Genomic DNA, 23,047 nt, shown 5'->3' with positions numbered 1-23,047 from the left:
CAGCATCCCGTGCGCATCGCCAGGTTCTCCATCGACGGCAATGTCGCCTTCGGCGCGGTCGAGGGCGACAGCCCCGACAGCCTCGTCCTCGACATCATCAAGGGCATCCCGTACACCGACTTCGAGCTCTCCGGGACCAAGGTCCCGCTGAAGAAGGTGCGGCTGCTGCCGCCCGTGCTTCCCAACAAGGTCGTGGCCATCGGCCGCAACTACGCGGAACACGCCGCCGAGATGGGCAACGAGGTCCCCGATGTGCCCGTCGCCTTCTTCAAGCCGACCACCTCGGTGATCGGCGCGGGTGACTCCATCGAGTACCCCTCCTTCTCCGAGGAGCTCCACCACGAGGCCGAGCTGGCCGTGGTGATCGGCCGTATGTGCCGCGAGGTTCCCCGTGAGCGCGTCAAGGACGTCATCTTCGGCTACACGTGCGCCAACGACGTCACCGCCCGCGACGTGCAGCGACGCGAGAGCCAGTGGGCCCGGGCCAAGGGGTTCGACACCTCGTGCCCGCTCGGCCCCTGGGTGGAGACCGACGTCGACCCCGGCGACCTGGCCATCCAGGCCACGGTCAACGGTGAGCAGCGTCAGCTCGGCCGGACGAGCGACATGGTCCGCTCCGTCGAGGACCTGGTCGTCCACATCACGGAGGCCATGACGCTGCTCCCCGGCGACGTGATCCTCACCGGGACCCCCGCGGGGGTCGGCCCCCTGCACGTCGGCGACGAGGTCGCCGTCACCATCGAAGGCATCGGCACTCTCACCAACAAGGTGATCAAGCGTGGCTAACCCCCCTGTCCGTGTACGTTTCTGTCCCTCCCCGACCGGCAACCCCCACGTGGGCCTGGTCCGGACGGCTCTCTTCAACTGGGCCTTCGCCCGGCACCACCAGGGCACCCTGGTCTTCCGTATCGAGGACACCGACGCGGCCCGCGACTCCGAGGAGTCCTACCAGCAGCTGCTCGACTCGATGCGCTGGCTCGGCCTCGACTGGGACGAGGGCCCCGAGGTGGGCGGCCCGCACGAGCCCTACCGCCAGTCGCAGCGGATGGACCTCTACAAGGACGTCGCCGCCAAGCTCCTGGACGCCGGGCACGCGTACCACTGCTACTGCACCACCGAGGAGCTCGACGCCCGCCGCGACGCCGCCCGCGCGGCCGGCAAGCCTTCGGGCTACGACGGTCACTGCCGCGACCTGAGCGACGAGCGGAAGGCGGCGTACGAGGCCGAGGGCCGCACCTCGATCGTCCGCTTCCGGATGCCCGACGAGGCGATCACCTTCACCGACCTGGTCCGCGGCGACATCACGGTCCAGCCGGAGAACGTCCCGGACTACGGCATCGTGCGTGCCAACGGCGCCCCGCTCTACACGCTCGTCAACCCGGTCGACGACGCCCTGATGGAGATCACCCACGTCCTGCGCGGCGAGGACCTGCTCTCCTCCACCCCGCGCCAGATCGCCCTCTACAGGGCGCTCATCGAGCTGGGCGTCGCCAAGGACACCCCGGCCTTCGGCCACCTCCCGTACGTCATGGGGGAGGGCAACAAGAAGCTGTCCAAGCGCGACCCGCAGGCCTCGCTCAACCTCTACCGGGAGCGCGGCTTCCTGCCCGAGGGGCTGCTCAACTACCTCTCGCTGCTGGGCTGGTCGATCGCCGAGGACCGTGACATCTTCGGCCGCGACGAGCTGGTGGCCGCGTTCGACATCGCCGACGTCAACGCCAACCCGGCCCGCTTCGACCTGAAGAAGGCCGAGCACATCAACGCCGAGCACCTGCGCATGCTCGACGTGAAGACGTTCACCGAGGCCTGCGGCCCCTGGCTGAAGGCCCCCTTCGCGCCCTGGGCGCCCGAGGCCTTCGACGCGGAGCAGTTCGCCGAGATCGCCCCGCACGCCCAGACCCGTGTGACGGTTCTCTCGGACATCACGGCCAACGTCGACTTCCTCTTCCTGGACGAGCCCGTCGAGGACGAGGCGTCCTGGGCGAAGGCCATGAAGGAGGGCTCCGACGCCCTGCTCGTCACGGCCCGCGCCGAGCTGACGGCCGCCGAGTGGAACGCCGAGGCGCTCAAGACGGCCGTCCTCACCGCCGGCGAGAAGCACGGTCTGAAGCTCGGCAAGGCGCAGGCCCCGGTCCGCGTCGCCGTCACGGGCCGCACGGTCGGCCTGCCGCTCTTCGAGTCCCTGGAGATCCTGGGCCGCGAGAAGACGATCGCCCGCATCGACGCGGCGCTGGCGAAGCTCGCCGCGTAACGGCTGTGGGTGAAGCCGGAGGCCGGGCTCCCCGCGGGAGCCCGGCCTCCGGCCGTTCGTGCCGGTCAGGCGGATACGAACCGGTGGTCGAGCACGATCTCGTCGTCGCCCTTGACCCTGTACGTGATGATTTGGTACCTGGTTCCCTCGGGCAGGTCGCCGCTCTTCCACCCGGTGCAGTAAGGGGCGTTGGTGCCTGCTGTGGACGCCGTGCGGACGGTGTCGTAGTTCGAGTTGAACACTCTCGCCTTGACGCCGTAGCCGTCGGCCTTGGTGTCGCACACCCTGAGCGAGTCGCCCGGTGTCGAGCCGGACGGGTCGGCGTTCCATTCGGCGTAGCCGTAGCCGTTCGCAGGGATTGTCGTGACGGCTGACGCCGACGTCGACATCCCGAACACGAGAGCGCTGCTCGCCAGTATTGTGCCGATCGCCTTGGACTTCGGACCGATGCGCATCAGACCGCCCCTCCTCTTCGGGGCCGACACCGGCTGTGCCGCCCCTCTCCCAGGTGATCTTGGCGCAGCCGACCCGTCCGGTCCAGGCAATTGCGAGCCATCCCGACCGGCGCCATCGGCGAGCCCTGGCGCGATAGGTTCGGGTCCATGGCCATTCGCGCGGTGCTGTGGGACGTCGACGACACGATCTTCGACTACTCGGGAGCCGACCGTGTCGGCATGCGCAAGCACCTGGAGATCGAGGGACTGCCCGCCGCCTACACCTCGCCCGACCACGCCCTCGACGTCTGGAAGGCCGTCACGGACGTGCACTGGGCGAGGTTCGCCGAAGGGGAGCTCGACTTCCAGGGGCAGCGGCGGGAGCGCGTGCGGACGTTCCTCGGGAGATCGCTGAGCGACGCGGAGGCCGATGAGTGGTTCGGCCGGCACGCGGTCCACTACGAGGCCGCGTGGACGCTCTTCCCGGACACCGTGCCGGTGCTGGACCTGCTGGCCGACGTGTACCGGCATGCCGTCCTGTCGAACTCGAGCATCCACAACCAGGACCGGAAGCTGCGCGCCCTCGGAGTGCGGGACCGCTTCGAGGCCGTCGTGTGCGCCGTCGAACTGGGTGTCTCCAAGCCGGACGCGGGAGCCTTCCACGCCGCCTGCGAGGTACTGGAGCTCCTCCCGCACGAGGTGGCCTACGTGGGGAACGAACCCGACATCGACGCCGGCGGCGCGGCCGCCGCCGGGCTGACCGGCATCTGGCTGGACCGGGAGGGGCGGGGCGGACGTCCCGAACTCGCGCGGATCACCGGTCTGCACGAGCTTCCCGGTCTGCTGGCGGGCGATACCCGTTTTGGAGCGCCGGACACCTTCAGGTAATGTTCTTCCTGCGCCGCCCGAGCGGGCCGAAAGATCCGGCCGGGAAGCGCAGACAGAAACAATACCCTCAGAGGTTGCGTTTCAGTGGGCTATGGTGTAATTGGCAACACTACGGTTTCTGGTACCGTCATTCTAGGTTCGAGTCCTGGTAGCCCAGCGCAAGACCGAAGTAACAAGCCCCCGTTGTGTAGCGGCCTAGCACGCTGCCCTCTCACGGCAGTAGCGCCGGTTCGAATCCGGTCGGGGGTACAGATCCATCCCGCGAGAACATCTGGGTCGCACCCACGTTCTTCGGTGAAAAAATCCGGCTCACGCCGGGTGAGGATCGCTAGGGCCCCCGTTGTGTAGCGGCCTAGCACGCTGCCCTCTCACGGCAGTAGCGCCGGTTCGAATCCGGTCGGGGGTACTTGTCACACCATGGGCTATGGTGTAATTGGCAACACTACGGTTTCTGGTACCGTCATTCTAGGTTCGAGTCCTGGTAGCCCAGCGCAAGTCAGCAGTGAACACGCCCCCGTTGTGTAGCGGCCTAGCACGCTGCCCTCTCACGGCAGTAGCGCCGGTTCGAATCCGGTCGGGGGTACAACAGAGCAGCAGAACGAGGCCCTTCACTTCGGTGAGGGGCCTTCTTCGTGTGCGCGGTACGGATCCCATGCCGGGACGGAGCACGGATGGTGTGCTCATCTCGGGTGCGTGACAGGTGACTTGGGCCGCCACGACGCTGGGGCGGCTGGAGAGGGCAGGGGTAACGGGGTCATCAGCCGGTACGGCGCAGGGCCTCGCTCAGCCGTGCCGCCGAGTCGATGACGGCCTGCGCGTGCATCCGGCCCGGGTGGCGGGTGAGCCGCTCGATCGGACCGGAGACGGACACCGCGGCGACCACGCGGTTCGACGGCCCGCGGACCGGGGCCGAGACCGAGGCGACGCCCGGCTCGCGCTCGCCGATCGACTGGGCCCAGCCGCGGCGGCGTACGCCCGAGAGGGCCGTCGCCGTGAAACGGGCCCCTTGCAGGCCCCGGTGCAGGCGCTCCGGCTCCTCCCACGCCATCAGGATCTGCGCGGAGGATCCCGCCTTCATCGTGAGCGTGGAGCCGACCGGCACGGTGTCCCGCAGACCGGACAGCCGCTCCGCGGCCGCCACGCAGATCCGCATGTCGCCCTGCCGGCGGTAGAGCTGCGCGCTCTCGCCGGTGATGTCCCGCAGATGTGTGAGTACGGGGCCGGCCGTCGCCAGGAGGCGGTCCTCGCCGGCCGCGGCCGCGAGCTCCGCGAGCCGGGGACCGAGAATGAAACGGCCCTGCATGTCCCTCGCCACCATGCGGTGGTGTTCGAGTGCCACGGCCAGTCGGTGTGCCGTGGGCCGTGCGAGCCCTGTCGCCGCGACCAGCCCGGCGAGGGTGGCCGGACCGGACTCCAGGGCGCTCAATACCAGAGCTGCCTTGTCGAGAACGCCGACGCCACTAGAGTTGTCCATACGACGATACTCGCGTCTCACTCTGTGAAACGCAAGTTCAATTTCCCCCGGAAGTTGCGAACCTGTACGTGCGGCCGTACAACGGCCCGCAGCCACCGCCCCGGTCGGGGGTCCGGACGGCGGCACCCGAATCTCTAGTTGGGCCGGCGAAGACGCCGGCCGGAGGGAAAGCGATGGGTAGGACACTCGCGGAGAAGGTCTGGGACGACCACGTCGTCCGGCGCGCCGATGGCGAGCCCGACCTCCTCTTCATCGATCTGCACCTGCTGCACGAGGTGACCAGCCCGCAGGCGTTCGACGGTCTGCGTCAGGTCGGCCGGCCGGTGCGGCGTCTCGACCTCACCATCGCCACCGAGGACCACAACACCCCGACCCTCGACATCGACAAGCCGATCGCCGACCCGGTCTCCCGCGCCCAGCTGGAGACCCTGCGCAAGAACTGCGCGGAGTTCGGCGTCCGGCTGCACCCGCTGGGTGACGTCGAGCAGGGCGTCGTGCACGTGGTCGGCCCCCAGCTCGGCCTGACCCAGCCCGGCACCACGGTCGTCTGCGGTGACTCGCACACCTCCACCCACGGAGCGTTCGGCGCGCTGGCCTTCGGGATCGGCACCAGTCAGGTCGAGCACGTCCTGGCCACCCAGACGCTGCCGCTGGCCCGCCCCCGCACCATGGCGATCACCGTCGAGGGCGAACTCCCCGACAGCGTCACCGCCAAGGACCTCATCCTGGCCATCATCGCCCGGATCGGCACCGGCGGCGGCCAGGGCTACATCCTCGAATACCGCGGCTCCGCCATCGAGAAGCTCTCGATGGAAGCCCGGATGACCATCTGCAACATGTCGATCGAGGCCGGTGCCCGCGCGGGCATGATCGCCCCCGACGAGACCACCTTCGCCTATCTGCGGGGCCGTGACCACGCACCCCGGGGCGAGGACTGGGACGCCGCGGTGGAGTACTGGAAGACGCTGCGCACCGACGACGACGCCGTCTTCGACGCCGAGGTCGTCATCGACGGTGCCGCACTGGCCCCGTTCGTCACCTGGGGCACCAACCCCGGCCAGGGCGCGCCCCTGTCGGCCAACGTCCCCGACCCCGCGTCGTACGAGGACGCCTCGGAGCGCCACGCCGCCGAAAAGGCCCTGGAGTACATGGGGTTGACCGCGGGCCAGCCGCTGCGCGAGATCGGCGTCGACACCGTCTTCGTGGGTTCCTGCACCAACGGGCGCATCGAGGACCTGCGTAACGCCGCCTCCGTCCTGGAGGGCCGCAAAGTCGCCGACGGCGTACGGATGCTGGTCGTCCCGGGCTCCGTCCGGGTCGCCCTGCAGGCTGTCGAGGAGGGCCTGGACAAGGTCTTCACCGCCGCCGGCGCCGAATGGCGGCACGCGGGCTGCTCGATGTGTCTCGGCATGAACCCCGACCAGCTCGCCCCCGGCGAGCGCTCGGCCTCCACCTCGAACCGGAACTTCGAGGGCAGGCAGGGCAAGGGCGGCCGTACCCACCTGGTCTCCCCGCAGGTCGCCGCCGCCACCGCCGTGCTGGGCCATCTGGCCTCGCCCGCCGATCTGTCCGACGCCCGTACGCCCGCCGGAGTCCGATAACCATGGAAGCATTCACCGCACACACCGGCCGGGCCGTCCCGCTGCGCCGCAGCAACGTCGACACCGACCAGATCATCCCCGCGCACTGGCTGAAGAAGGTCACCCGCGACGGCTTCGAGGACGGGCTCTTCGAGGCCTGGCGCAAGGACGAGAACTTCGTCCTCAACCGCCCCGAGCGCGAGGGCGCCTCGGTTCTGGTCGCCGGCCCCGACTTCGGCACGGGTTCCTCGCGTGAGCACGCGGTCTGGGCCCTCCAGAACTACGGCTTCAAGACGGTCATCTCCTCCCGCTTCGCCGACATCTTCCGGGGCAACTCCCTGAAGAACGGTCTGTTGACCGTCGTCCTCGACCAGAAGGTCGTCGACAGGCTCTGGGAGCTGAGCGAGGCCGACCCGACCGCAGAGATCACCGTCGACCTCGAGAAGCGTCAGGTCCTCGCGAACGGAATCACGGCTGACTTCGAGCTCGACGAGAACTCCCGCTGGCGACTGCTGAACGGGCTCGACGACATCAGCCTCACTCTTCAGAACGAAGCGGACATTGCGACTTACGAGGCGGCCAGGCCGTCCCACAAGCCGCGCACGATTGACGTCTGAGCAGCGCTTTTCCCGAACTGCGCCCCCTGCCTCCCGGCAGGGGGCGCAGTCGCTTGTTGAGACCCCCTCGGGCGACAACTCGCCCCAGATGGCACAATCGGTGCATGGAACGCGACAGCCAACTCGAGCTCTATGGCCAAGTCGCCGACCGGTTGAAGGAAGCACACGCAAAGGTGCGTGCACTGCAAGTCCCGGAGGGCGTACGGATGGCGCTGTCCCGGAAGCTGCTGGTCGTCACGGCCGCGGCTAAGCACGATCTCCCAGGCGCGGCAAGGCGTCTGGACCGTCTGATGAAGGACCTCGATGAGGGCCGACTCCCCGAAGGTGACTGACTCCGCGGCCGACGCGGCGGTCCACTTCGTTGCGGCACTAGGGTGATTAGCCCGTTTCGTGTTTGATTTGCGGTATATATCTGCCTAACGTGCGAAAAAGCCTGAACAGTTTCGTTCCGGCAATGTCTCCGAAGGGGAAGACGTGAACAAGGCGCAGCTCGTAGAAGCGATTGCCGACAAGGTCGGAGGCCGTCAGCAGGCAGCGGACGCCGTCGACGTGGTGCTCGACGCGATCGTCCGCGCGGTCGTCGCGGGGGACCGTGTCTCGGTCACCGGCTTCGGGTCGTTCGAGAAGGTCGACCGTCCCGCCAGGTACGCCCGCAACCCGCAGACCGGCGAGCGCGTGCGGGTCAAGAAGACCTCCGTGCCCCGCTTCCGTGCGGGACAGGGCTTCAAGGACCTGGTGAGCGGCTCCAAGAAGCTCCCCAAGGGCGGCGAGGTCTCCGTCAAGAAGGCCCCCAAGGGCAGCCTCTCGGGCGGTTCTTCCACCCGTACGACGGCGAAGGCGGCCGCGAAGAAGGCCACCGCCAAGAAGGCCACGGCGCGCAAGACCACGGCGGCGGCGAAGAAGACCACAGCCGCGAAGAAGACCACGGCCAAGAAGACCACCACCGCGGCAGCGAAGAAGACCACCGCGGCGGCGAAGAAGGCGACCCCGGCGAAGAAGGCGACGGCCACGAAGAAGACCGCCGCCGCCAAGACGGCGCCCGCCAAGAAGACCACGGCGAAGAAGGCGCCCGCGAAGAAGACCACGGCACGCAAGACCACAGCCAAGAAGGTCACCGCACGCAAGAAGTGAGACCGGGCACCGCTCGTCACTCATACGCGCCGGGCCGGGCTCCCCTCGGGGAGCCCGGCCCGCGGGCTGTTCGAAGCCCGTTCAGAGCGTCTGCAGCGTCACCAGGGTGATCCGCGGCGAGCCGCCCTCGTCCTTGGTCTCGATCCGCACCCGCTGCCCCGGACGCAGCAGCCGCAGCCCTCCCGCATCGAACGCGGCTGCGTCGAAGTCCACCGGGGTGCCGTCGTCGAGCAGCACACTGCCGGTGCGGGTCTCGGAGTCGTACGTGAACGAGGTCGCCTGCATGAGCGGCAGCCTATCGGTCCGCGGCGGGCACCGCCGGGGCCACCGAGCCCTCGGTGAAGCGCCCCACCCCCAGCGCCAGCGCCGCCTCCAGGTCGTCGCCCGTGTCCACGTCCCTGCGGACGGAGTCGAGACCCGGCAGCGTGATCTCGACCGCCCCCGACGAGAGGTGCCGCGCCCGGGAAGCCCCGCCGAAGGCCGGCCGCAATTCCACCCCCGGCATCGCGGAAAGAAATGTGGTGCCGATTCCCTGGGCATCGCCGACAAATGTGCGCGGAAATGCGCCGGAGAATTCGAGTACCCGCCGCAATTCATCGGGACGCAGCGCGGGCAGATCCGCGTTGAGTGCGGCCACCGCCGCATCCGGGCGCCGTGTGCGCACCGAGCTCGCACCGTGTTCCAGCGCCGCGTTGAGCCCGGCCGCCGGGGCGTCGGCCACGACGCGTGCGCCGAGGGCGGCCAGCGCGGCCCGGGCCACCGGGTCGTCCGTGACGACCACCACATCCGCCACCGCCCCGCAGGACAGGGCGGCCGACACGGTGTCCTGCGCGAACGCCAGGGCCAGGCGCGGACGCAGAGACCCGCCTACCGCCCGCCCGAGCCTGCTCTTGGCCCGTGCGAGAGGTTTCAGCGGGACGACCAGGGACCAGGGGCCGGTCGGGTCGGTGTTCGTGGCGATCTCCCCCTCCGTACGCATCAGCCCATATTCTCGCCTGCCGGTACGACAACCCGGAGGTCCGCCCCCACGGGTGAGGCGTACGGTGTTCCCCACACAACAGGGGCCCGGGGCGAGGCAGCAGCGCCACCAGCCCCGCACAGCTCAGTTCCTAGAGGAAGGCGTCCGAGTGTCCCGCCGCAGAATCGGCTTCTGGTACCGCCTGGCGGCGGTCATCGCGAAACCGCCCCTGGTGGTTCTGTTCAAGCGGGACTGGCGGGGAATGGAACACATTCCGGCCGATGGCGGCTTCATCACCGCGGTCAATCACAACTCGTATCTGGACCCCCTGTCCTACGGGCATTTCCAGTACAACACCGGACGCGTCCCACGGCTGCTCGCCAAGGCGGGGCTGTTCAGGACACCGTTCGTCGGAATGATCCTGCGGGGCACCGGACAGATCCCCGTCTACCGCGAGTCGACCAACGCGCTCGACGCCTTCCGCGCCGCCGTCGACGCCATCGAGCGGGGCGAGTGCGTCGCCTTCTACCCCGAGGGCACGCTGACCCGGGACCCCGAGATGTGGCCGATGGCCGGCAAGACCGGCGCGGCCCGCGTCGCGCTGATGACCAAGGCCCCGGTCATCCCCGTCGCCCAGTGGGGCGCCAACCTCGCGATGCCGCCCTACGCCAAGGAGAACAAGCTCCAGCTGTTCCCCCGCAAGACCCTGCGCGTACAGGCCGGCCCGCCCGTGGACCTCACCCGCTACTACGGCCTCGAGCCGACACCCGACGTCCTGCGCGAGGCCACCGAGACCATCATGGCCGCGGTCACCGCCCAGCTCGAGGAGGTACGCGGCGAGAAGGCCCCCGCCGAGCTCTACGATCACCGCAAGGCCCGTGCTGAACAGCGGCGCAAGGCAGAGGGAAAGGGAACCACGTGACGCACCCCGCAAAGGCGGCCGTCTTCGGAACCGGCTCGTGGGGTACGGCGTTCGCCGTGGTCCTCGCCGACGCCGGATGCGAGGTCACCCTCTGGGGCCGCCGCGCCGAGGTCGCCGAGGCCGTCAACACGACCCGTACCAACCCGGACTACCTGCCGGGCGTCGAACTCCCCGCCTCGGTCCGTGCCACCACGGATCCCGCCGAGGCGCTGCGCGGCGCCGACTTCGCCGTCCTCGTCGTGCCCTCGCAGACCCTGCGCGCCAACCTGGCGGACTGGGCGCGGCACCTGGAGCCGCAGACCGTCCTCGTCTCCCTGATGAAGGGCGTCGAACTCGGCACCGCCAAGCGGATGAGCGAGGTCATCGCGGACGTCACCGAGGTCACCCCGGACCGGATCGCCGTCATCACCGGCCCCAACCTCGCCAAGGAGATCGCCGAACGCCGCCCCGCCGCGGCCGTCGTGGCCTGCCAGGACGAGGACGTCGCCCGGCGCCTCCAGGCCGCCTGCCACACCCCGTACTTCCGCCCGTACACCAACACCGACGTGGTGGGCTGCGAGCTCGGCGGCGCCGTGAAGAACGTCATCGGCCTCGCCGTGGGCATCGCCGACGGCATGGGCCTCGGGGACAACGCCAAGGGCTCCCTCATCACCCGCGGCCTCGCCGAGACCACCCGGCTGGGACTCGCCATGGGCGCCGACCCGCTCACCTTCTCCGGACTGGCCGGACTCGGCGACCTGGTGGCGACCTGCTCCTCCCCGCTCTCGCGCAACCACACCTTCGGCACCAACCTCGGCCGGGGGATGACGCTCCAGGAGACCGTCGCCGTCACGAGCCAGACCGCCGAGGGCGTCAAGTCCTGCGAATCCGTGCTCGATCTGGCGCGCAGGCACGGCGTCGACATGCCGATCACCGAGACGGTCGTGGGCATCGTCCACGAGGGCAAGCCGCCGGTCGTCGCGCTCAAGGAGCTGATGTCGCGCAGCGCCAAGCCCGAGCGACGCTGACTCGAGCCCTACCAGCAGGTACGCTCGACGCGATATGAGCAGCCAGAACCTCCCCCAGAGCCCTGAGGGCCCCCTGAGCTCCGAGCAGAGCTCCGAGCCGGGCCGCAAGCCGCGTGTGGCCGTCGTGTTCGGCGGCCGGAGCTCCGAACACGGCATCTCGGTCGTCACGGCCGGTGCCATCATGAGCGCCGTCGACCGGACGAAGTACGACGTCCTGCCGATCGGTATCACCAGGGACGGACGGTGGGTCCTCACGTCCGACGATCCGGCCCGTATGGCCATCACGGACCGCCAGGTGCCCGACGTGGACCAGCTGGCCGCGTCCGCGCGGGGCGCCGTGACGCTCTCCGTCGACCCGGGGAACCGTGACGTCGTCGTGGGCGAACCCGGTTCGGTGCCCGAGGTCCTGGGGGAGGTCGACGTCGTCTTCCCCGTGCTGCACGGCCCCTACGGCGAGGACGGCACGCTCCAGGGGCTCCTGGAACTCTCCGGCGTGCCGTACGTCGGCGCCGGTGTCCTGTCCTCGGCCGTCGGCCAGGACAAGGAGTACATGAAGCGGGTGTTCATCTCCTTCGGCCTGCCGGTCGGCCCGTACGAGGTCGTCCGCCCCCGGGAGTGGGACACGGACCGCCCCGCCGCCCGCAAGCGCATCATGGAGTTCGCGGCTGAACACGGCTGGCCGCTCTTCGTCAAGCCGGCCCGCGGCGGCTCCTCCGTGGGCATCACCAAGGTCGACGACGCGGCCGGGCTCGACGAGGCGATCGAGGAGGCCCGCCGCCACGACCCCAAGTTCCTCGTGGAGTCACTGCTGAGCGGCCGCGAGATCGAGTGCGGCGTGCTGGAGTTCGAGGACGGGCCGCGCGCCAGCGTGCCCGCCGAGATCCCGCCCGTCACCGCGCACGACTTCTACGACTTCGAGGCCAAGTACATCGACTCGGCGGCCGGTCTGGTTCCCGCCCCGCTCACCGAGGAGCAGACCGCCGAGGTGCGCCGACTCGCCGTCGAGGCGTTCGAGGCCGCCTCCTGCGAGGGCCTGGTGCGCGCCGACTTCTTCCTCACGGACGACGGCACCTTCGTCATCAACGAGATCAACACCATGCCGGGATTCACCCCGATCTCGATGTTCCCCCGCATGTGGCAGGCGAGCGGGGTGGAGTACCCCGAGCTGGTGGACCGGCTGATCACGGCCGCGCTGAACCGCTCCACCGGGCTTCGCTGACCTCCGAGGGCCGTCCCGCGCGGGACGGCCCTCACAGGCTGTCGGGGACCGTCTTCCTCACGGGCCCGGCGAACGCGGACAACGGGGTGATGTCATGGGCGTACTCGGATCCGAGCGTCACCTCGACGTACGCCTTGCGGTAGGTGGTCGTGAACCGGGGGCCGGCGTCGTCGCGCTGTTCCAGCAGCCAGTTGACGCCGTCCGCGTCGACCGCCTTGGACTGGGAATCGTCCATCCTCGCGGGCCGGGGGACGCCGCAGCGCAGTACGATCGCCCCGTCCCCCCAGCCGGCGGTCAGGTCCGACTCCGGTGAGGGATCACTCCGCTCCAGATCGTCGACGGTCTCCGGCAGTTCCTCGTGCAGTTCCTCGCAGTACCCGGCGGCCTCCGACGACGGCGTGGGGACCGCCACCGAGGGCCCGCCGCCGGAACAGCCCGCCACGATCAGCACGAGCAGGGCGGCGGACGGGGCGAGGACGAGGGATCGGCGGGACCGGCGGCGGGTGTGAGTCACCGGACCAGCGTAGACAGGGGTCAGAGGTGGACGACCGGGCAGGTCAGGGTACGCGTGATGCCGTCCACCTGCTGGACCTTGGCGACCACCATGCGGCCGAGCGCGTCCACCGTGTCGGCCTGCGCCCGCACGACCACGTCGTAGGGACCTGTGACGTCCTCTGCCTGAATCACTCCCGGAAGTTTCGCGATGGTCTCGGCGACGGTCGACGCCTTGCCCACCTCGGTCTGGATGAGGATGTACGCCTGTACCACGGAACCTCCAGGGCGGCCACGAGGATCATGTGGGGGAAAGGGACGCCACGTTACCGCGTCGTCCCGGGCCGCGGGGAGACCTACGGGCCGGTTGACGCCCACAGCGTGGCGTACGCACCAGAGAAGTTGACGTATCCCTTGACGGTACCGACAGCAGTTGGGGCTCGCGACCGCAAGCCCACCGGTGCGGAAGAGGGACAGTGATGTCTGCACGTCCCAGGGCCACCGGCTTCCGTGGGCCGTCGGCCCACGGTCCGGAGCCACGGCCGCTGAAGCAGCCCGGACAGGTGTCCGGTGCGATAGATGAGAGGTGACACTCGGTGAAGGGAACCGTGGGCGAGTTGGGGGAGTTCGGGCTCATCAGAGAGCTCACGTCCCGGCTCACCACCACTCCGGCGGTACGACTGGGGCCCGGCGACGACGCCGCGGTCGTGGCCGCTCCCGACCGCAGGGTCGTGGCCAGTACGGACATCCTGCTGGAAGGGCGGCACTTCCGCCGTGACTGGTCGACGGCGTACGACGTCGGCCGCAAGGCCGCCGCGCAGAACCTCGCCGACATCGCGGCCATGGGCGCCGTGCCGACCGCGCTGCTCCTCGGCCTCGTCGTCCCGGCGGATCTGCCGGTCACCTGGGCCGGCGAGCTGATGGACGGCCTGCGCGACGAGTGCCAGGTCGCCGGTGCGGCCGTGGTCGGCGGCGACGTCGTCGGCGGCGACACCATCACCGTCTCCATCACCGCGCTCGGCGACCTGCGCAACCACGAACCCGTCACCCGGGCCGGCGCCCGTCCCGGCGACGTCGTGGCCGTGACCGGATGGCTCGGCTGGTCCGCGGCCGGATTCGCCGTGCTCTCCCGGGGGTTCCGCTCGCCGCGGGCGTTCGTCGAGGCCCACCGTCGCCCCGAACCGCCGTACCACGCGGGCCCGGCGGCGGCCGGTCTGGGCGCCACGGCCATGACCGACGTCAGCGACGGACTCGTCGCCGACCTCGGGCACATCGCCGAGGCCAGCAAGGTCCGCATCGACCTGCGGTCCGGCCTCATCGACATCCCCTCGCAGATGTCCGACATCGGGCAGGCCGTCGGCGTCGACCCGCTGCAGTGGGTGCTCACCGGGGGAGAGGACCACGCGATCGTGGCGACCTTCCCCTCCGACGTGAAACTCCCCGCGCGCTGGAAGGTCATCGGGGAGGTCCTCAACCCCTCGGCGCTGCCCCAGGTCACCGTCGACGGGGCGCCCTGGACGAGCAAGGGCGGCTGGGACCATTTCGGATCGATCGAGGACGCCTAGGGCGTGCTCGGGAAGTCCCGCCCGCCCTCCGGGCGGACGGCGCTACTTCCCGAGCACGCCCTAGTAGATTCCGTGGCATGAGCGCACCTGCCCCGATACCGCCCCGTGTCCTCACCGTCGCCGGATCCGACTCCGGCGGCGGTGCGGGCGTCCAGGCCGACCTGAAGACGATGCTGGCCCTCGGCGCCCACGGGATGAGTGTGCTGACCGCCGTGACCGCCCAGAACTCGCTGGGCGTGCAGGGCGCCTGGGAGCTTCCCGCAGAGGCCGTACGCGCCCAGTACCGCAGCGTCGTCGACGACATCGGCGTCCAGGCGGTGAAGACCGGCATGCTGTCCTCGGCCGCACTCGTCGGCACCGTCGCCGAACTCCTCGCGGGGACCGAGGCGCCCGTCGTGGTCGACCCCGTCGGGGTCTCCAAGCACGGGGACGCGCTGCTGGCCGCAGAAGCCCTCGACTCCGTACGCACGAAGCTGCTGCCCGTCGCCACGGTCGCCACCCCGAACCTCGACGAGGTGACGCAGCTCACCGGTGTCACCGTCACCGACGAGGCGGGGATGCGCCGGGCAGCGGCCGAGATCCTCGCCTTCGGGCCGCGCTGGGTGGTGATCAAGGGCGGTCATCTGCCCGGTGAGGCCGTGGACCTGCTGACGGACGGCGGCGAGGAGCACTGGCTGCGCGCACCCAGGCACGACAACCGGCACACCCACGGCACCGGCTGCACCCTGGCGTCCGCCATCGCGTGCGGACTCGCCCGCGGCCAGGACGTCCCGGCGGCGGTGCGGGACGCGAAGGAGTACGTCACCGGTGCGATCAGGGGCGGCTTCGCGCTGGGCGGCGGGATCGGCCCCGTCGACCACGGCTGGCTCGCACGATCCGCCGGCTGAAGCGCCGCCCGGCCGGGCACAGCAAAAAGCCGGTCCACCGAGGTGGACCGGCTTTTTGGGCAACCGGAAGGCTGCGCTACGACGGGGACGTCAGCGCGCGACCTTGCCGGCCTTGATGCACGAGGTGCAGACGTTGAGCCGCTTCGGCGTCCGCCCGACCACGGCACGCACGCGCTGGATGTTGGGATTCCAGCGACGGGACGTACGGCGGTGCGAGTGCGAAATGCTGTTGCCGAAGCTCGGCCCCTTGCCGCAAACGTCGCAGTTGGCAGCCACGGGTCACTCCAAAACTTCAGATGCACTTACAGTGAATTCCGGCGCGCCGGAATCATTTTACTGAAGTGGCGGTACCGGAGGAATGTCCCGACTCTCGTCGGGCAACCGAAGCAGCATACAACGCCTGCTTCGGAGATACGAAACTACCACGGCACCCCGGGCACTCCGCCCCGCACCTCCGCCCACCGGGCCCGCGCGCGAGGGCTACCCTGCGGTGCAGCCAGCCCCCCACGGCCGTCCCAAGGAGGACCAACGGTGCCGCAGTCCCCCGACGATCTCGACGCCGTCGCGGTGCGCACCTGGTGCTCACTGGCCCTGGAGGCCCTGGGCCGGGAACGGGCGGCCATCGACGCCATCAACGTCTATCCCGTCGCCGACGGGGACACCGGCACCAACCTCTATCTGACCGTGGAGTCGGCCGCCGCGGCCGTCGAAGCGGTCTTCGCCGCCCATGAGACCGGCCCCACCGTGCCCGCTCCCGGCGACGCCGTCCGCGCGATGGCGCACGGTGCGCTGATCGGCGCCCGGGGGAACTCCGGGACCATCCTGGCCCAGCTGCTGCGCGGCATGGCCGCCGTGCTGTCCGAGGCGGGTGACGCGCATCACCTGCGGAGCGCGCTGACGGAGGCCGCCGCCGCGGCGCGGCTGGCCGTCGCCCACCCCGTCGAGGGCACGGTGCTCACCGTCGCCACCGCCGCCGCCGAGGCGGCCGGAGCCACGGACCGGGACGCCGGCCTCGAAGGCGTGGCCGGGGCGGCGTACGAGGGGGCGCGGGCCGCCCTGGCCGCCACCCCGGGCCAGCTCGCCGTCCTCGGCCGCGCGGGCGTCGTGGACGCGGGCGGGCAGGGCCTGGTCGCCGTGCTGGGAGCCCTGCTGGAAGCGGTCGGAGGACGGGCCCGCGGGGGCGCCGTCGCGCCGGCCCCCGAGGTCCTGCCCCTGACCGGCGACTGCGCGGAGCCGGGTCAGGACGGCGGCCCGGCCTTCGAGGTCATCTATCTGCTGGAGGCCACCGACGACGCGGTCGCCCGGCTGCGGAAACGGCTGGACGCCCTGGGTGACTCCCTCGTCGTCGTCGGCGGCGACGGCCTGTGGAACGTCCACGTCCACGTCGACGACGCCGGGGCCGCCGTCGAGGCCGGGGTCGAGGCGGGCCGCCCCTACCGGATCCGGATCACCCACTTCGCCGCCGACCGGGGCTCCGCCCACCGCGAACCCGCCCAGCGCGCGGTGGTCGCCGTGGTACCCGGCGACGGGCTCTCCGAACTGTGCGCCGAGGCCGGGGCGACCACCGTGCTGGCACGCCCCGGAGAGCCGCCCGCCAGCGGCGAACTGGTCGACGCCATCCGCCGGGCCCACGCCCGGGAGGTGGTCCTGCTGCCCAACGACGCACAGCTGCGCCACACCGCCGCCGCGGCCGCCGAACAGGCCAGGACCGAGGGCATCCGAGTCGCCCTGGTCCCGACCCGCGCCGCCGTCCAGGGCATCGCCGCGCTCGCCGTCCACGAGCCCGGCCGCAGCTTCGACGAGGACGTCGTCGCGATGACGTCGGCGGCCGGAGCCACCCGCTACGCCGAACTGGCCGTTGCCGAAAGGCAGTCGTGGACCATGGCGGGCATCTGCCAGGCCGGCGACATCCTCGGCCTGATCGACGGGGACGTCGCGGTCATCGGCGAGGACGTCCCGCGCACGGCCCGCACGGTCCTGGACCGGATGCTCTCGGCCGGCGGCGAACTCGTCACCCTGATCCTGGGGGAGGACGTTGCGGACACCCTGGGCCAGGAGCTGGGCGAACACATCCGGGAGGGCTACCTCGCCGTCGACACGGTCGTCTACCGGGGCGGCCACCAGGCGGCGCCCCTGCTGATCGGCGTCGAGTGACACGGCACCGCGCGCCGCGCCCGGCGATATCTGTCAGTGGCGTGGTGTGCAATGGACCCCGTGTCCGCTTTCGATGAACCCCTGAAGAAGCTGCTCGGCGGAGCCACCGCGAAGGTGATGGCCGAACACCTCGACCTGCACACGGTCGGTGATCTGCTGCACCACTACCCGCGCCGCTACGAGGAGCGGGGCCGCCTCACGGCGCTCACCGAGCTCCCGCTCGACGAGCACGTGACGGTCGTCGCCCAGGTCGCGGACGCGCGGATCATGATGTTCAACAACGGCCGGGGAAAGCGCCTGGAGGTCACCCTCACCGACGGGAGCGGCAAGCTCCAGCTGGTCTTCTTCGGACACGGCGTCCACAAACCCCACAAGGAGCTGCTGCCCGGCCGCAGGGCGATGTTCGCGGGCAAGGTCTCCGTCTTCAACCGGAAGATGCAGCTAGCCCACCCCACCTACCAGCTCCTCGACGCGCGGGACGACGACGCCGCCGACGTGACCGAGGCCGTCGACGCCTTCGCGGGGCAGCTGCTGCCGATCTATCCGGCCTGCAAGCAGCTCGACTCCTGGCGCATCGCCAAGGCCGTCGACACCGTCCTGCCCAGCGCCCAGGAGGCGGTGGACCCGCTGACCCCGGCCCTGCGCGAGGGGCGCGGATTCGTCTCCCTGCCCGAGGCGCTGCTCAGGATCCACCGCCCGCAGACCAAGGCGGACATCGCGGCCGCGCGGGACCGGCTCCGCTGGGACGAGGCCTTCGTCCTCCAGATCGCGCTCGCCCGGCGCCGGTACGCCGACACCCAACTCCCGGCGAAGGCCCGCGGACCCGTCCCCGACGGGCTTCTCGACGCCTTCGACGCCACCCTCCCCTTCACCCTCACCGAGGGCCAGCAGAAGGTCACCGGGGAGATCTTCGACGCCCTGGCGACGGAACACCCCATGCACCGGCTGCTCCAGGGCGAGGTCGGGTCAGGCAAGACGCTGGTGGCCCTGCGCGCCATGCTCAGGGTCGTCGACGCGGGCGGTCAGGCGGCGATGCTCGCACCCACCGAGGTGCTGGCCCAGCAGCACCACCGGTCGGTCACCGAGATGATGGGCGAGCTCGCCGAAGGCGGGATGCTCGGCGGCTCCGACCTCGGCACGAAGGTCGTCCTGCTCACCGGGTCCATGGGCACGGCGGCCCGCCGTCAGGCGCTGCTCGACCTGGTCACGGGCGAGGCCGGGATCGTCATCGGCACCCATGCGCTGATCGAGGACAAGGTCCAGTTCCACGACCTCGGTCTGGTCGTCGTCGACGAGCAGCACCGCTTCGGCGTGGAACAGCGCGACGCGCTGCGCTCCAAGGGGAAGCAGCCGCCCCACCTTCTGGTCATGACGGCCACCCCCATTCCCCGGACGGTCGCGATGACGGTCTTCGGTGATCTGGAGACCTCGGTGCTCGACCAGCTCCCGGCCGGCCGTTCGCCCATCGCCAGCCACGTCGTCCCCGCCAAGGACAAACCGCACTTCCTCAGCCGCGCCTGGGAACGCGTCCGCGAGGAGGTCGAGAACGGCCACCAGGCCTACGTCGTGTGCCCCCGGATCGGCGACGAGGACGAGCCGGCCGGGAAGAAGACGAAGAAGGCCGCCGAGACGAAGAAGGCCCCCGAGGGCGACGCCGAGAAGCGGCCGCCGCTCGCCGTGCTGGACATCGCGGAACAGCTCGCCAAGGGCCCGCTCGCCGGTCTGCGCGTCGAGGTCCTGCACGGCAGGATGCCACCCGACGACAAGGACGACGTGATGCGCCGGTTCGCCGCCGGACAGGCCGACGTCCTCGTCGCCACCACGGTCATCGAGGTCGGGGTCAACGTCCCCAACGCCACCGCGATGGTGATCATGGACGCGGACCGCTTCGGTGTGTCCCAGCTGCACCAGCTGAGGGGCCGTGTCGGTCGCGGCAGCGCCCCCGGCCTCTGCCTGCTGGTCAGCGAGGCCCACGAGGCGAGCCCCGCCCGGGCCAGGCTGTCCGCCGTGGCCGCCACCCTCGACGGCTTCGAGCTCTCCCGCATCGACCTCGAACAGCGCCGCGAGGGCGATGTGCTCGGCCAGGCCCAGTCCGGTGTCCGCTCCTCCCTGCGGGTGCTCAGCGTCATCGACGACGAGGAGGTCATCGCGGCGGCCCGCGAGGAGGCCGTCCGTGTCGTCGCGGACGACCCCGGGCTCGAGCGGCTGCCGGAGCTGCGCACCGCGCTGGACGCCCTGCTCGACAAGGACCGGGAGGAGTACCTCGACAAGGGGTGACCGGGCGGATCCCCGGCGACGCCATATCGTGGGGAGCACGGCGCACGTCCCGTCCTGCGCGCCGCCCGCGACCCGAGGAACAGACCCATGACCCGCGTGATCGCCGGCACGGCCGGCGGACGCCGCCTGGCCGTCCCGCCCGGCACCGGCACCCGCCCCACCTCCGACCGGGCGCGCGAGGCCCTGTTCTCCACCTGGGAAGCGCTCCTGGGCACGCTCGACGGCATCCGTGTCGCCGATCTGTACGCGGGCTCCGGCGCGGTGGGCCTGGAGGCGCTCTCGCGGGGCGCGGCCCACGCCCTGCTCGTGGAGGCCGACGCCAAGGCCGCGCGCACCGTCCGCGACAACATCCGCACCCTCGGTCTGCCCGGCGCCGAGTTCCGTGCGGGCAAAGCGGAACAGATCGTGACGGGACCGGCACCCTCCGCACCGTACGACGTGGTCTTCCTCGATCCGCCATACGCCGTCACCGACGACGATCTTCGGGAGATCCTCCTCACACTCCGTGCTCAGGGGTGGCTCACGGGCGACGCTCTCGTCACGGTGGAACGGAGCACCAGAGGCGGGGAATTCACCTGGCCCGACGGATTCGAGCCACAGCGGGCGCGTCGCTACGGCGAGGCGACGTTTTGGTACGGTCGCGCCGCCTCTACGTGCGAAGACGCACGATGACCGCACCGGAGAGCGAGGGAATCACGTTGCGCCGCGCCGTCTGTCCGGGGTCGTTCGACCCCATCACCAACGGGCATCTCGACATCATCGGACGAGCCTCCAAGCTGTACGACGTCGTGCACGTCGCCGTGATGATCAATCAGTCCAAGAAGGGGCTGTTCACCGTCGACGAGCGGATCGAGCTGATCCGCGAGGTGACCGCGGACTTCGGCAACGTCGAGGTCGAGTCCTTCCACGGCCTGCTGGTCGACTTCTGCAAGCAGCGCGACATCCCTGCGATCGTGAAGGGCCTGCGGGCCGTCAGCGACTTCGACTACGAGCTGCAGATGGCCCAGATGAACAACGGCCTCTCGGGTGTCGAGACCCTTTTCGTGCCCACGAACCCCACCTACAGCTTCCTGTCGTCCTCCCTGGTCAAGGAGGTCGCGACGTGGGGCGGCGATGTGGCGCACCTGCTCCCGCCGACGGTCCACGAGGCCCTCGTGAAGCGTCTCGGCGAGAAGTGATGCGCTGACCGACCGTCACCAGGTGTCGGGCGGGCGGCGACTGGCCTTACAGTCGTCCCGTCCGTCTCCAACAGCAGCAGAGAGTGGCGAGCACACGGTGGACGTGCAGAAGAAGCTCGACGAGATCGTCGAAACGGTCGGGAACGCCCGCTCCATGCCCATGTCGGCGTCCTGCGTGGTCAACCGGGCCGAACTGCTCGCGATGCTCGAGGAGGTGCGCGAGGCCCTGCCCGGCTCGCTCGCCCATGCCGAGGAACTCATCGGCGGGCACGAGCAGCTCGTCGAGCAGGCCCGGCAGGAGGCCGGGCGGATCATCGAGTCCGCCCGCGCGGAGCGCGGCTCGCTGATCTCCGGTACCGAGGTCGCCCAGCAGTCCCAGGCCGAGGCGGACCGCATCCTGTCCGAGGCCCGCAGGGAGGCCGACGAGGTCCGCGGCGAGGCCGACGAGTACGTCGACAGCAAGCTTGCCAACTTCGAGGTCGTCCTCACCAAGACCATCGGGTCCGTGGACCGGGGCCGCGAGAAGCTGCTCGGCCGCGGCCAGGGCATCGACGAACAGGGCTACGAGGACCCCGACTTCACCGAGGCGCCCGAGCGCAGCGCCGACCCGGAGACGCTCCGCCGGCGCGCCGACGAATACGTGGACACCAAGCTCGGCGCCTTCGAGGCCGTGCTCGCCAAGACCCTGGAGGCCGTCGGCCGGGGCCGCCAGAAGCTGCACGGCCGGGTCGCCACCGACGACCTCGGCGCGCACATGGCCGCCCAGGACGCGGCCGGAGGCGCCCAGCACACCAGTGACGAGGACCACTGGGCCGGTCTGGCCGAGCTCGCCACCCCCGAGCCGCCCCGGAGCCCCCAGCAGCACTCCTACGCGGAGCCCGCGCAGCCGGACTACACGCCGGCGGCCGGCTATCAGGACCCCGCACAGTCCGGCTTCCCGGCCCAGGCCCAGCCCGAGCCGCAGTACGCCCAGACGTACGGGTACCAGGACCAGCAGCAGCCGCAGGACGCCTACGGCTACCAGCAGCAGCCCGACCCGTACGGCTACCAGCAGCAGGCGTACGACCCGAACCAGCAGCAGGACTACGGCTGGCAGCAGCAGCCCCAGATCCCCGCACAGCAGGGTGAGAGCGCGCTCGACGAGACCAGTCTCTTCGACACCAGCATGATCGACCTGGAACAGCTGCGCCGGTACGAGCAGGGCCGCTGACCGGAGCGGGCCGTACCGGATTGGGAGCTGGGCGGTACGTCCAGTATCCTGGCTCTTCGGTCGCGTGTATGTCCGCGATCCCGGCTGCCCTCTTCCGTCAGGACAGGGGTGGCCCTCCCGAAGCCGCACCACGCACATGATCTCGAAAGCAGGAAAAGCCCTGAACGGCCACCTCGACCACCGCAGCCCTCTCGTGTTCGATACGCGCGAGCTGGGCCGGCGTCCTGGTGCCATGAAGCGGCTGACCCGCACGGCGGAAGCACCGAAGGACCTCGGCATCGACGGGGTCATCGGAGTTCCGGAGAACGCGCCCCTGGCGCTGGACCTCCGCCTCGAATCGGTCATGGAAGGGGTGCTCGTCACAGGCACCGCCCGTGCGACGGCCGAGGGGGAGTGCGTAAGGTGTCTGGAGCCGCTGACCCTCGAGGTCGAAGCGGACTTCCAGGAGATGTTCTCGTACCCTGACGCCGATGACCGGAACCGCAGCAGGACCGCGGACCCGGTCGACGACGCCGAGGACGACGAGGACAGGTTCTTTCTCGAGGACGACTCGTTCGACCTCGAGCCTGTGCTGCGTGACGCGGTGGTGCTCGCACTGCCGCTGCAGCCGGTGTGCAAGGAGACCTGTGCCGGTCTGTGTTCCGAATGCGGAATCAGGCTGGACGAGAATCCCGAGCACCACCACGATGCCGTCGACATCCGTTGGGCGGCACTGCAAGGACTCGCCGAGACCGTTCAGGACGGCGAGAAGGACAACATGGGCGGCGCCGAACCTGGCGTCGACGAGAAGCAGGAGAAGTAGC

General features: G+C 70.3%; 25 protein-coding genes and 5 tRNA genes. 23 read left to right on the top strand and 7 right to left on the bottom strand.

Going from position 1 to position 23,047, the window contains the following annotated elements:
- Positions 1-9 precede the first annotated feature (9 nt).
- Positions 10-786, top strand: a complete 777-nt coding sequence (locus tag LWJ43_RS08870) for a fumarylacetoacetate hydrolase family protein (RefSeq protein WP_014153853.1) — start codon at positions 10-12, stop codon at positions 784-786.
- Positions 779-2,251 carry a glutamate--tRNA ligase gene (gltX, locus tag LWJ43_RS08865; protein ID WP_277331745.1) on the top strand — a complete coding sequence of 491 codons (1,473 nt, stop codon included), beginning with the start codon at positions 779-781 and terminating at the stop codon, positions 2,249-2,251. The genes LWJ43_RS08870 and gltX overlap by 8 nt, the downstream gene beginning before the upstream one ends.
- A gap of 65 nt (positions 2,252-2,316) precedes the next feature.
- On the opposite strand, the gene LWJ43_RS08860 is transcribed toward gltX, so the two are convergent.
- Complete coding sequence (locus tag LWJ43_RS08860; protein WP_277331744.1) at positions 2,317-2,706, bottom strand: hypothetical protein; 390 nt, start codon at positions 2,704-2,706, stop codon at positions 2,317-2,319.
- 147 nt (positions 2,707-2,853) lie between these two features.
- On the opposite strand from LWJ43_RS08860, the gene LWJ43_RS08855 reads away from it, so the two are divergent.
- The 6 genes from LWJ43_RS08855 (at position 2,854) to LWJ43_RS08830 (ending at position 4,156) form a co-directional block, all read left to right on the top strand.
- Positions 2,854-3,573, top strand: a complete 720-nt coding sequence (locus LWJ43_RS08855; RefSeq protein ID WP_277331743.1) for an HAD family hydrolase — start codon at positions 2,854-2,856, stop codon at positions 3,571-3,573.
- Between the two features lie 85 nt (positions 3,574-3,658).
- Positions 3,659-3,730: transfer RNA gene (locus LWJ43_RS08850), tRNA-Gln, on the top strand.
- Between the two features lie 19 nt (positions 3,731-3,749).
- Positions 3,750-3,822, top strand: a tRNA-Glu gene (locus tag LWJ43_RS08845).
- 84 nt (positions 3,823-3,906) lie between these two features.
- A tRNA-Glu gene (locus LWJ43_RS08840) sits at positions 3,907-3,979 on the top strand.
- Positions 3,980-3,991: 12 nt separating this feature from the next.
- Positions 3,992-4,063: transfer RNA gene (locus LWJ43_RS08835), tRNA-Gln, on the top strand.
- A 20-nt stretch (positions 4,064-4,083) separates the two neighbouring features.
- A tRNA-Glu gene (locus LWJ43_RS08830) sits at positions 4,084-4,156 on the top strand.
- A 174-nt stretch (positions 4,157-4,330) separates the two neighbouring features.
- Here the strand turns inward: LWJ43_RS08830 and ndgR are convergent.
- On the bottom strand, positions 4,331-5,047 hold the full coding sequence (gene ndgR, locus LWJ43_RS08825; RefSeq protein ID WP_014048551.1) for an IclR family transcriptional regulator NdgR: 717 nt from the start codon (positions 5,045-5,047) through the stop codon (positions 4,331-4,333).
- Positions 5,048-5,220: 173 nt separating this feature from the next.
- Here ndgR and leuC point away from each other — a divergent pair, with 173 nt between their 5' ends.
- The 4 genes from leuC to LWJ43_RS08805 all read left to right on the top strand — a co-directional run bounded on the left by leuC (position 5,221) and on the right by LWJ43_RS08805 (position 8,375).
- Positions 5,221-6,648, top strand: coding sequence for a 3-isopropylmalate dehydratase large subunit (gene leuC, locus LWJ43_RS08820; protein WP_277331742.1), 1,428 nt, complete (start codon positions 5,221-5,223; stop codon positions 6,646-6,648).
- A 2-nt stretch (positions 6,649-6,650) separates the two neighbouring features.
- On the top strand, positions 6,651-7,244 hold the full coding sequence (leuD, locus tag LWJ43_RS08815) for a 3-isopropylmalate dehydratase small subunit (RefSeq protein WP_277331741.1): 594 nt from the start codon (positions 6,651-6,653) through the stop codon (positions 7,242-7,244).
- A gap of 104 nt (positions 7,245-7,348) precedes the next feature.
- Positions 7,349-7,576 carry an SCO5555 family protein gene (locus tag LWJ43_RS08810; RefSeq protein WP_277331740.1) on the top strand — a complete coding sequence of 76 codons (228 nt, stop codon included), beginning with the start codon at positions 7,349-7,351 and terminating at the stop codon, positions 7,574-7,576.
- Positions 7,577-7,718: 142 nt separating this feature from the next.
- The gene (locus tag LWJ43_RS08805) at positions 7,719-8,375 is read left to right on the top strand and encodes an HU family DNA-binding protein (protein ID WP_277331739.1); all 657 of its coding nucleotides are present in this window, start codon (positions 7,719-7,721) and stop codon (positions 8,373-8,375) included.
- 81 nt (positions 8,376-8,456) lie between these two features.
- Here the strand turns inward: LWJ43_RS08805 and LWJ43_RS08800 are convergent, their stop codons facing one another.
- A complete protein-coding gene (locus LWJ43_RS08800; protein ID WP_277331738.1) occupies positions 8,457-8,660 on the bottom strand; it encodes a hypothetical protein in 204 nt (67 codons plus the stop codon).
- A 10-nt stretch (positions 8,661-8,670) separates the two neighbouring features.
- The gene (gene cofC / locus LWJ43_RS08795) at positions 8,671-9,354 is read right to left on the bottom strand and encodes a 2-phospho-L-lactate guanylyltransferase (protein ID WP_277331737.1); all 684 of its coding nucleotides are present in this window, start codon (positions 9,352-9,354) and stop codon (positions 8,671-8,673) included.
- A gap of 148 nt (positions 9,355-9,502) precedes the next feature.
- On the opposite strand from cofC, the gene LWJ43_RS08790 reads away from it, so the two are divergent.
- The 3 genes from LWJ43_RS08790 to LWJ43_RS08780 are packed head-to-tail and all read left to right on the top strand — an operon-like array spanning position 9,503 to position 12,481.
- Complete coding sequence (locus LWJ43_RS08790) at positions 9,503-10,255, top strand: lysophospholipid acyltransferase family protein (protein WP_277331736.1); 753 nt, start codon at positions 9,503-9,505, stop codon at positions 10,253-10,255.
- On the top strand, positions 10,252-11,262 hold the full coding sequence (locus LWJ43_RS08785) for an NAD(P)H-dependent glycerol-3-phosphate dehydrogenase (protein WP_277331735.1): 1,011 nt from the start codon (positions 10,252-10,254) through the stop codon (positions 11,260-11,262). Before LWJ43_RS08790 ends, LWJ43_RS08785 begins: the two co-directional genes overlap by 4 nt.
- A 34-nt stretch (positions 11,263-11,296) precedes the next feature.
- On the top strand, positions 11,297-12,481 hold the full coding sequence (locus LWJ43_RS08780) for a D-alanine--D-alanine ligase family protein (protein WP_277331734.1): 1,185 nt from the start codon (positions 11,297-11,299) through the stop codon (positions 12,479-12,481).
- Between the two features lie 31 nt (positions 12,482-12,512).
- Here LWJ43_RS08780 and LWJ43_RS08775 read toward each other — a convergent pair whose 3' ends face one another.
- Both LWJ43_RS08775 and LWJ43_RS08770 read right to left on the bottom strand, forming a co-directional pair.
- On the bottom strand, positions 12,513-12,995 hold the full coding sequence (locus LWJ43_RS08775) for a DUF3515 domain-containing protein (protein ID WP_277331733.1): 483 nt from the start codon (positions 12,993-12,995) through the stop codon (positions 12,513-12,515).
- Positions 12,996-13,015: 20 nt separating this feature from the next.
- A complete protein-coding gene (locus LWJ43_RS08770; RefSeq protein WP_104789405.1) occupies positions 13,016-13,249 on the bottom strand; it encodes an Lrp/AsnC family transcriptional regulator in 234 nt (77 codons plus the stop codon).
- Positions 13,250-13,569: 320 nt separating this feature from the next.
- Between LWJ43_RS08770 and LWJ43_RS08765 the strand changes: the two genes are divergently transcribed.
- Together LWJ43_RS08765 and thiD are read left to right on the top strand one after the other, a co-directional pair.
- On the top strand, positions 13,570-14,538 hold the full coding sequence (locus LWJ43_RS08765) for a thiamine-phosphate kinase (protein ID WP_277331732.1): 969 nt from the start codon (positions 13,570-13,572) through the stop codon (positions 14,536-14,538).
- Positions 14,539-14,615: 77 nt separating this feature from the next.
- Positions 14,616-15,425 (top strand): bifunctional hydroxymethylpyrimidine kinase/phosphomethylpyrimidine kinase, encoded by an 810-nt coding sequence (gene thiD, locus LWJ43_RS08760; RefSeq protein ID WP_277331731.1) that lies wholly within the window; start codon positions 14,616-14,618, stop codon positions 15,423-15,425.
- Between the two features lie 90 nt (positions 15,426-15,515).
- Here thiD and rpmB read toward each other — a convergent pair whose 3' ends face one another.
- The gene (rpmB, locus tag LWJ43_RS08755) at positions 15,516-15,701 is read right to left on the bottom strand and encodes a 50S ribosomal protein L28 (protein WP_003965989.1); all 186 of its coding nucleotides are present in this window, start codon (positions 15,699-15,701) and stop codon (positions 15,516-15,518) included.
- A 255-nt stretch (positions 15,702-15,956) separates the two neighbouring features.
- Here rpmB and LWJ43_RS08750 point away from each other — a divergent pair, with 255 nt between their 5' ends.
- The 6 genes from LWJ43_RS08750 to LWJ43_RS08725 all read left to right on the top strand — a co-directional run bounded on the left by LWJ43_RS08750 (position 15,957) and on the right by LWJ43_RS08725 (position 23,046).
- A complete protein-coding gene (locus tag LWJ43_RS08750) occupies positions 15,957-17,579 on the top strand; it encodes a DAK2 domain-containing protein (RefSeq protein ID WP_277331730.1) in 1,623 nt (540 codons plus the stop codon).
- A gap of 51 nt (positions 17,580-17,630) precedes the next feature.
- Positions 17,631-19,856 (top strand): ATP-dependent DNA helicase RecG, encoded by a 2,226-nt coding sequence (gene recG / locus LWJ43_RS08745; RefSeq protein WP_277331729.1) that lies wholly within the window; start codon positions 17,631-17,633, stop codon positions 19,854-19,856.
- An 87-nt stretch (positions 19,857-19,943) separates the two neighbouring features.
- A complete protein-coding gene (gene rsmD / locus LWJ43_RS08740; protein ID WP_277331728.1) occupies positions 19,944-20,528 on the top strand; it encodes a 16S rRNA (guanine(966)-N(2))-methyltransferase RsmD in 585 nt (194 codons plus the stop codon).
- A 26-nt stretch (positions 20,529-20,554) separates the two neighbouring features.
- A complete protein-coding gene (gene coaD / locus LWJ43_RS08735; protein ID WP_041667884.1) occupies positions 20,555-21,034 on the top strand; it encodes a pantetheine-phosphate adenylyltransferase in 480 nt (159 codons plus the stop codon).
- Between the two features lie 97 nt (positions 21,035-21,131).
- Positions 21,132-22,244, top strand: coding sequence for a cell division initiation protein (locus LWJ43_RS08730; protein ID WP_277331727.1), 1,113 nt, complete (start codon positions 21,132-21,134; stop codon positions 22,242-22,244).
- Between the two features lie 136 nt (positions 22,245-22,380).
- Positions 22,381-23,046: a YceD family protein gene (locus LWJ43_RS08725; RefSeq protein ID WP_277331726.1), complete on the top strand. Its 666-nt coding sequence runs from the start codon at positions 22,381-22,383 to the stop codon at positions 23,044-23,046.
- The last annotated feature ends 1 nt before the right edge of the window (position 23,047 follow it).

The sequence above is a fragment of the Streptomyces sp. JH34 genome, from assembly GCF_029428875.1.
Classification (GTDB): Bacteria; Actinomycetota; Actinomycetes; order Streptomycetales; family Streptomycetaceae; genus Streptomyces.
Note: the sequence above shows the minus strand (reverse complement) of the source record. Positions and strands in the feature narration are given on the sequence as shown.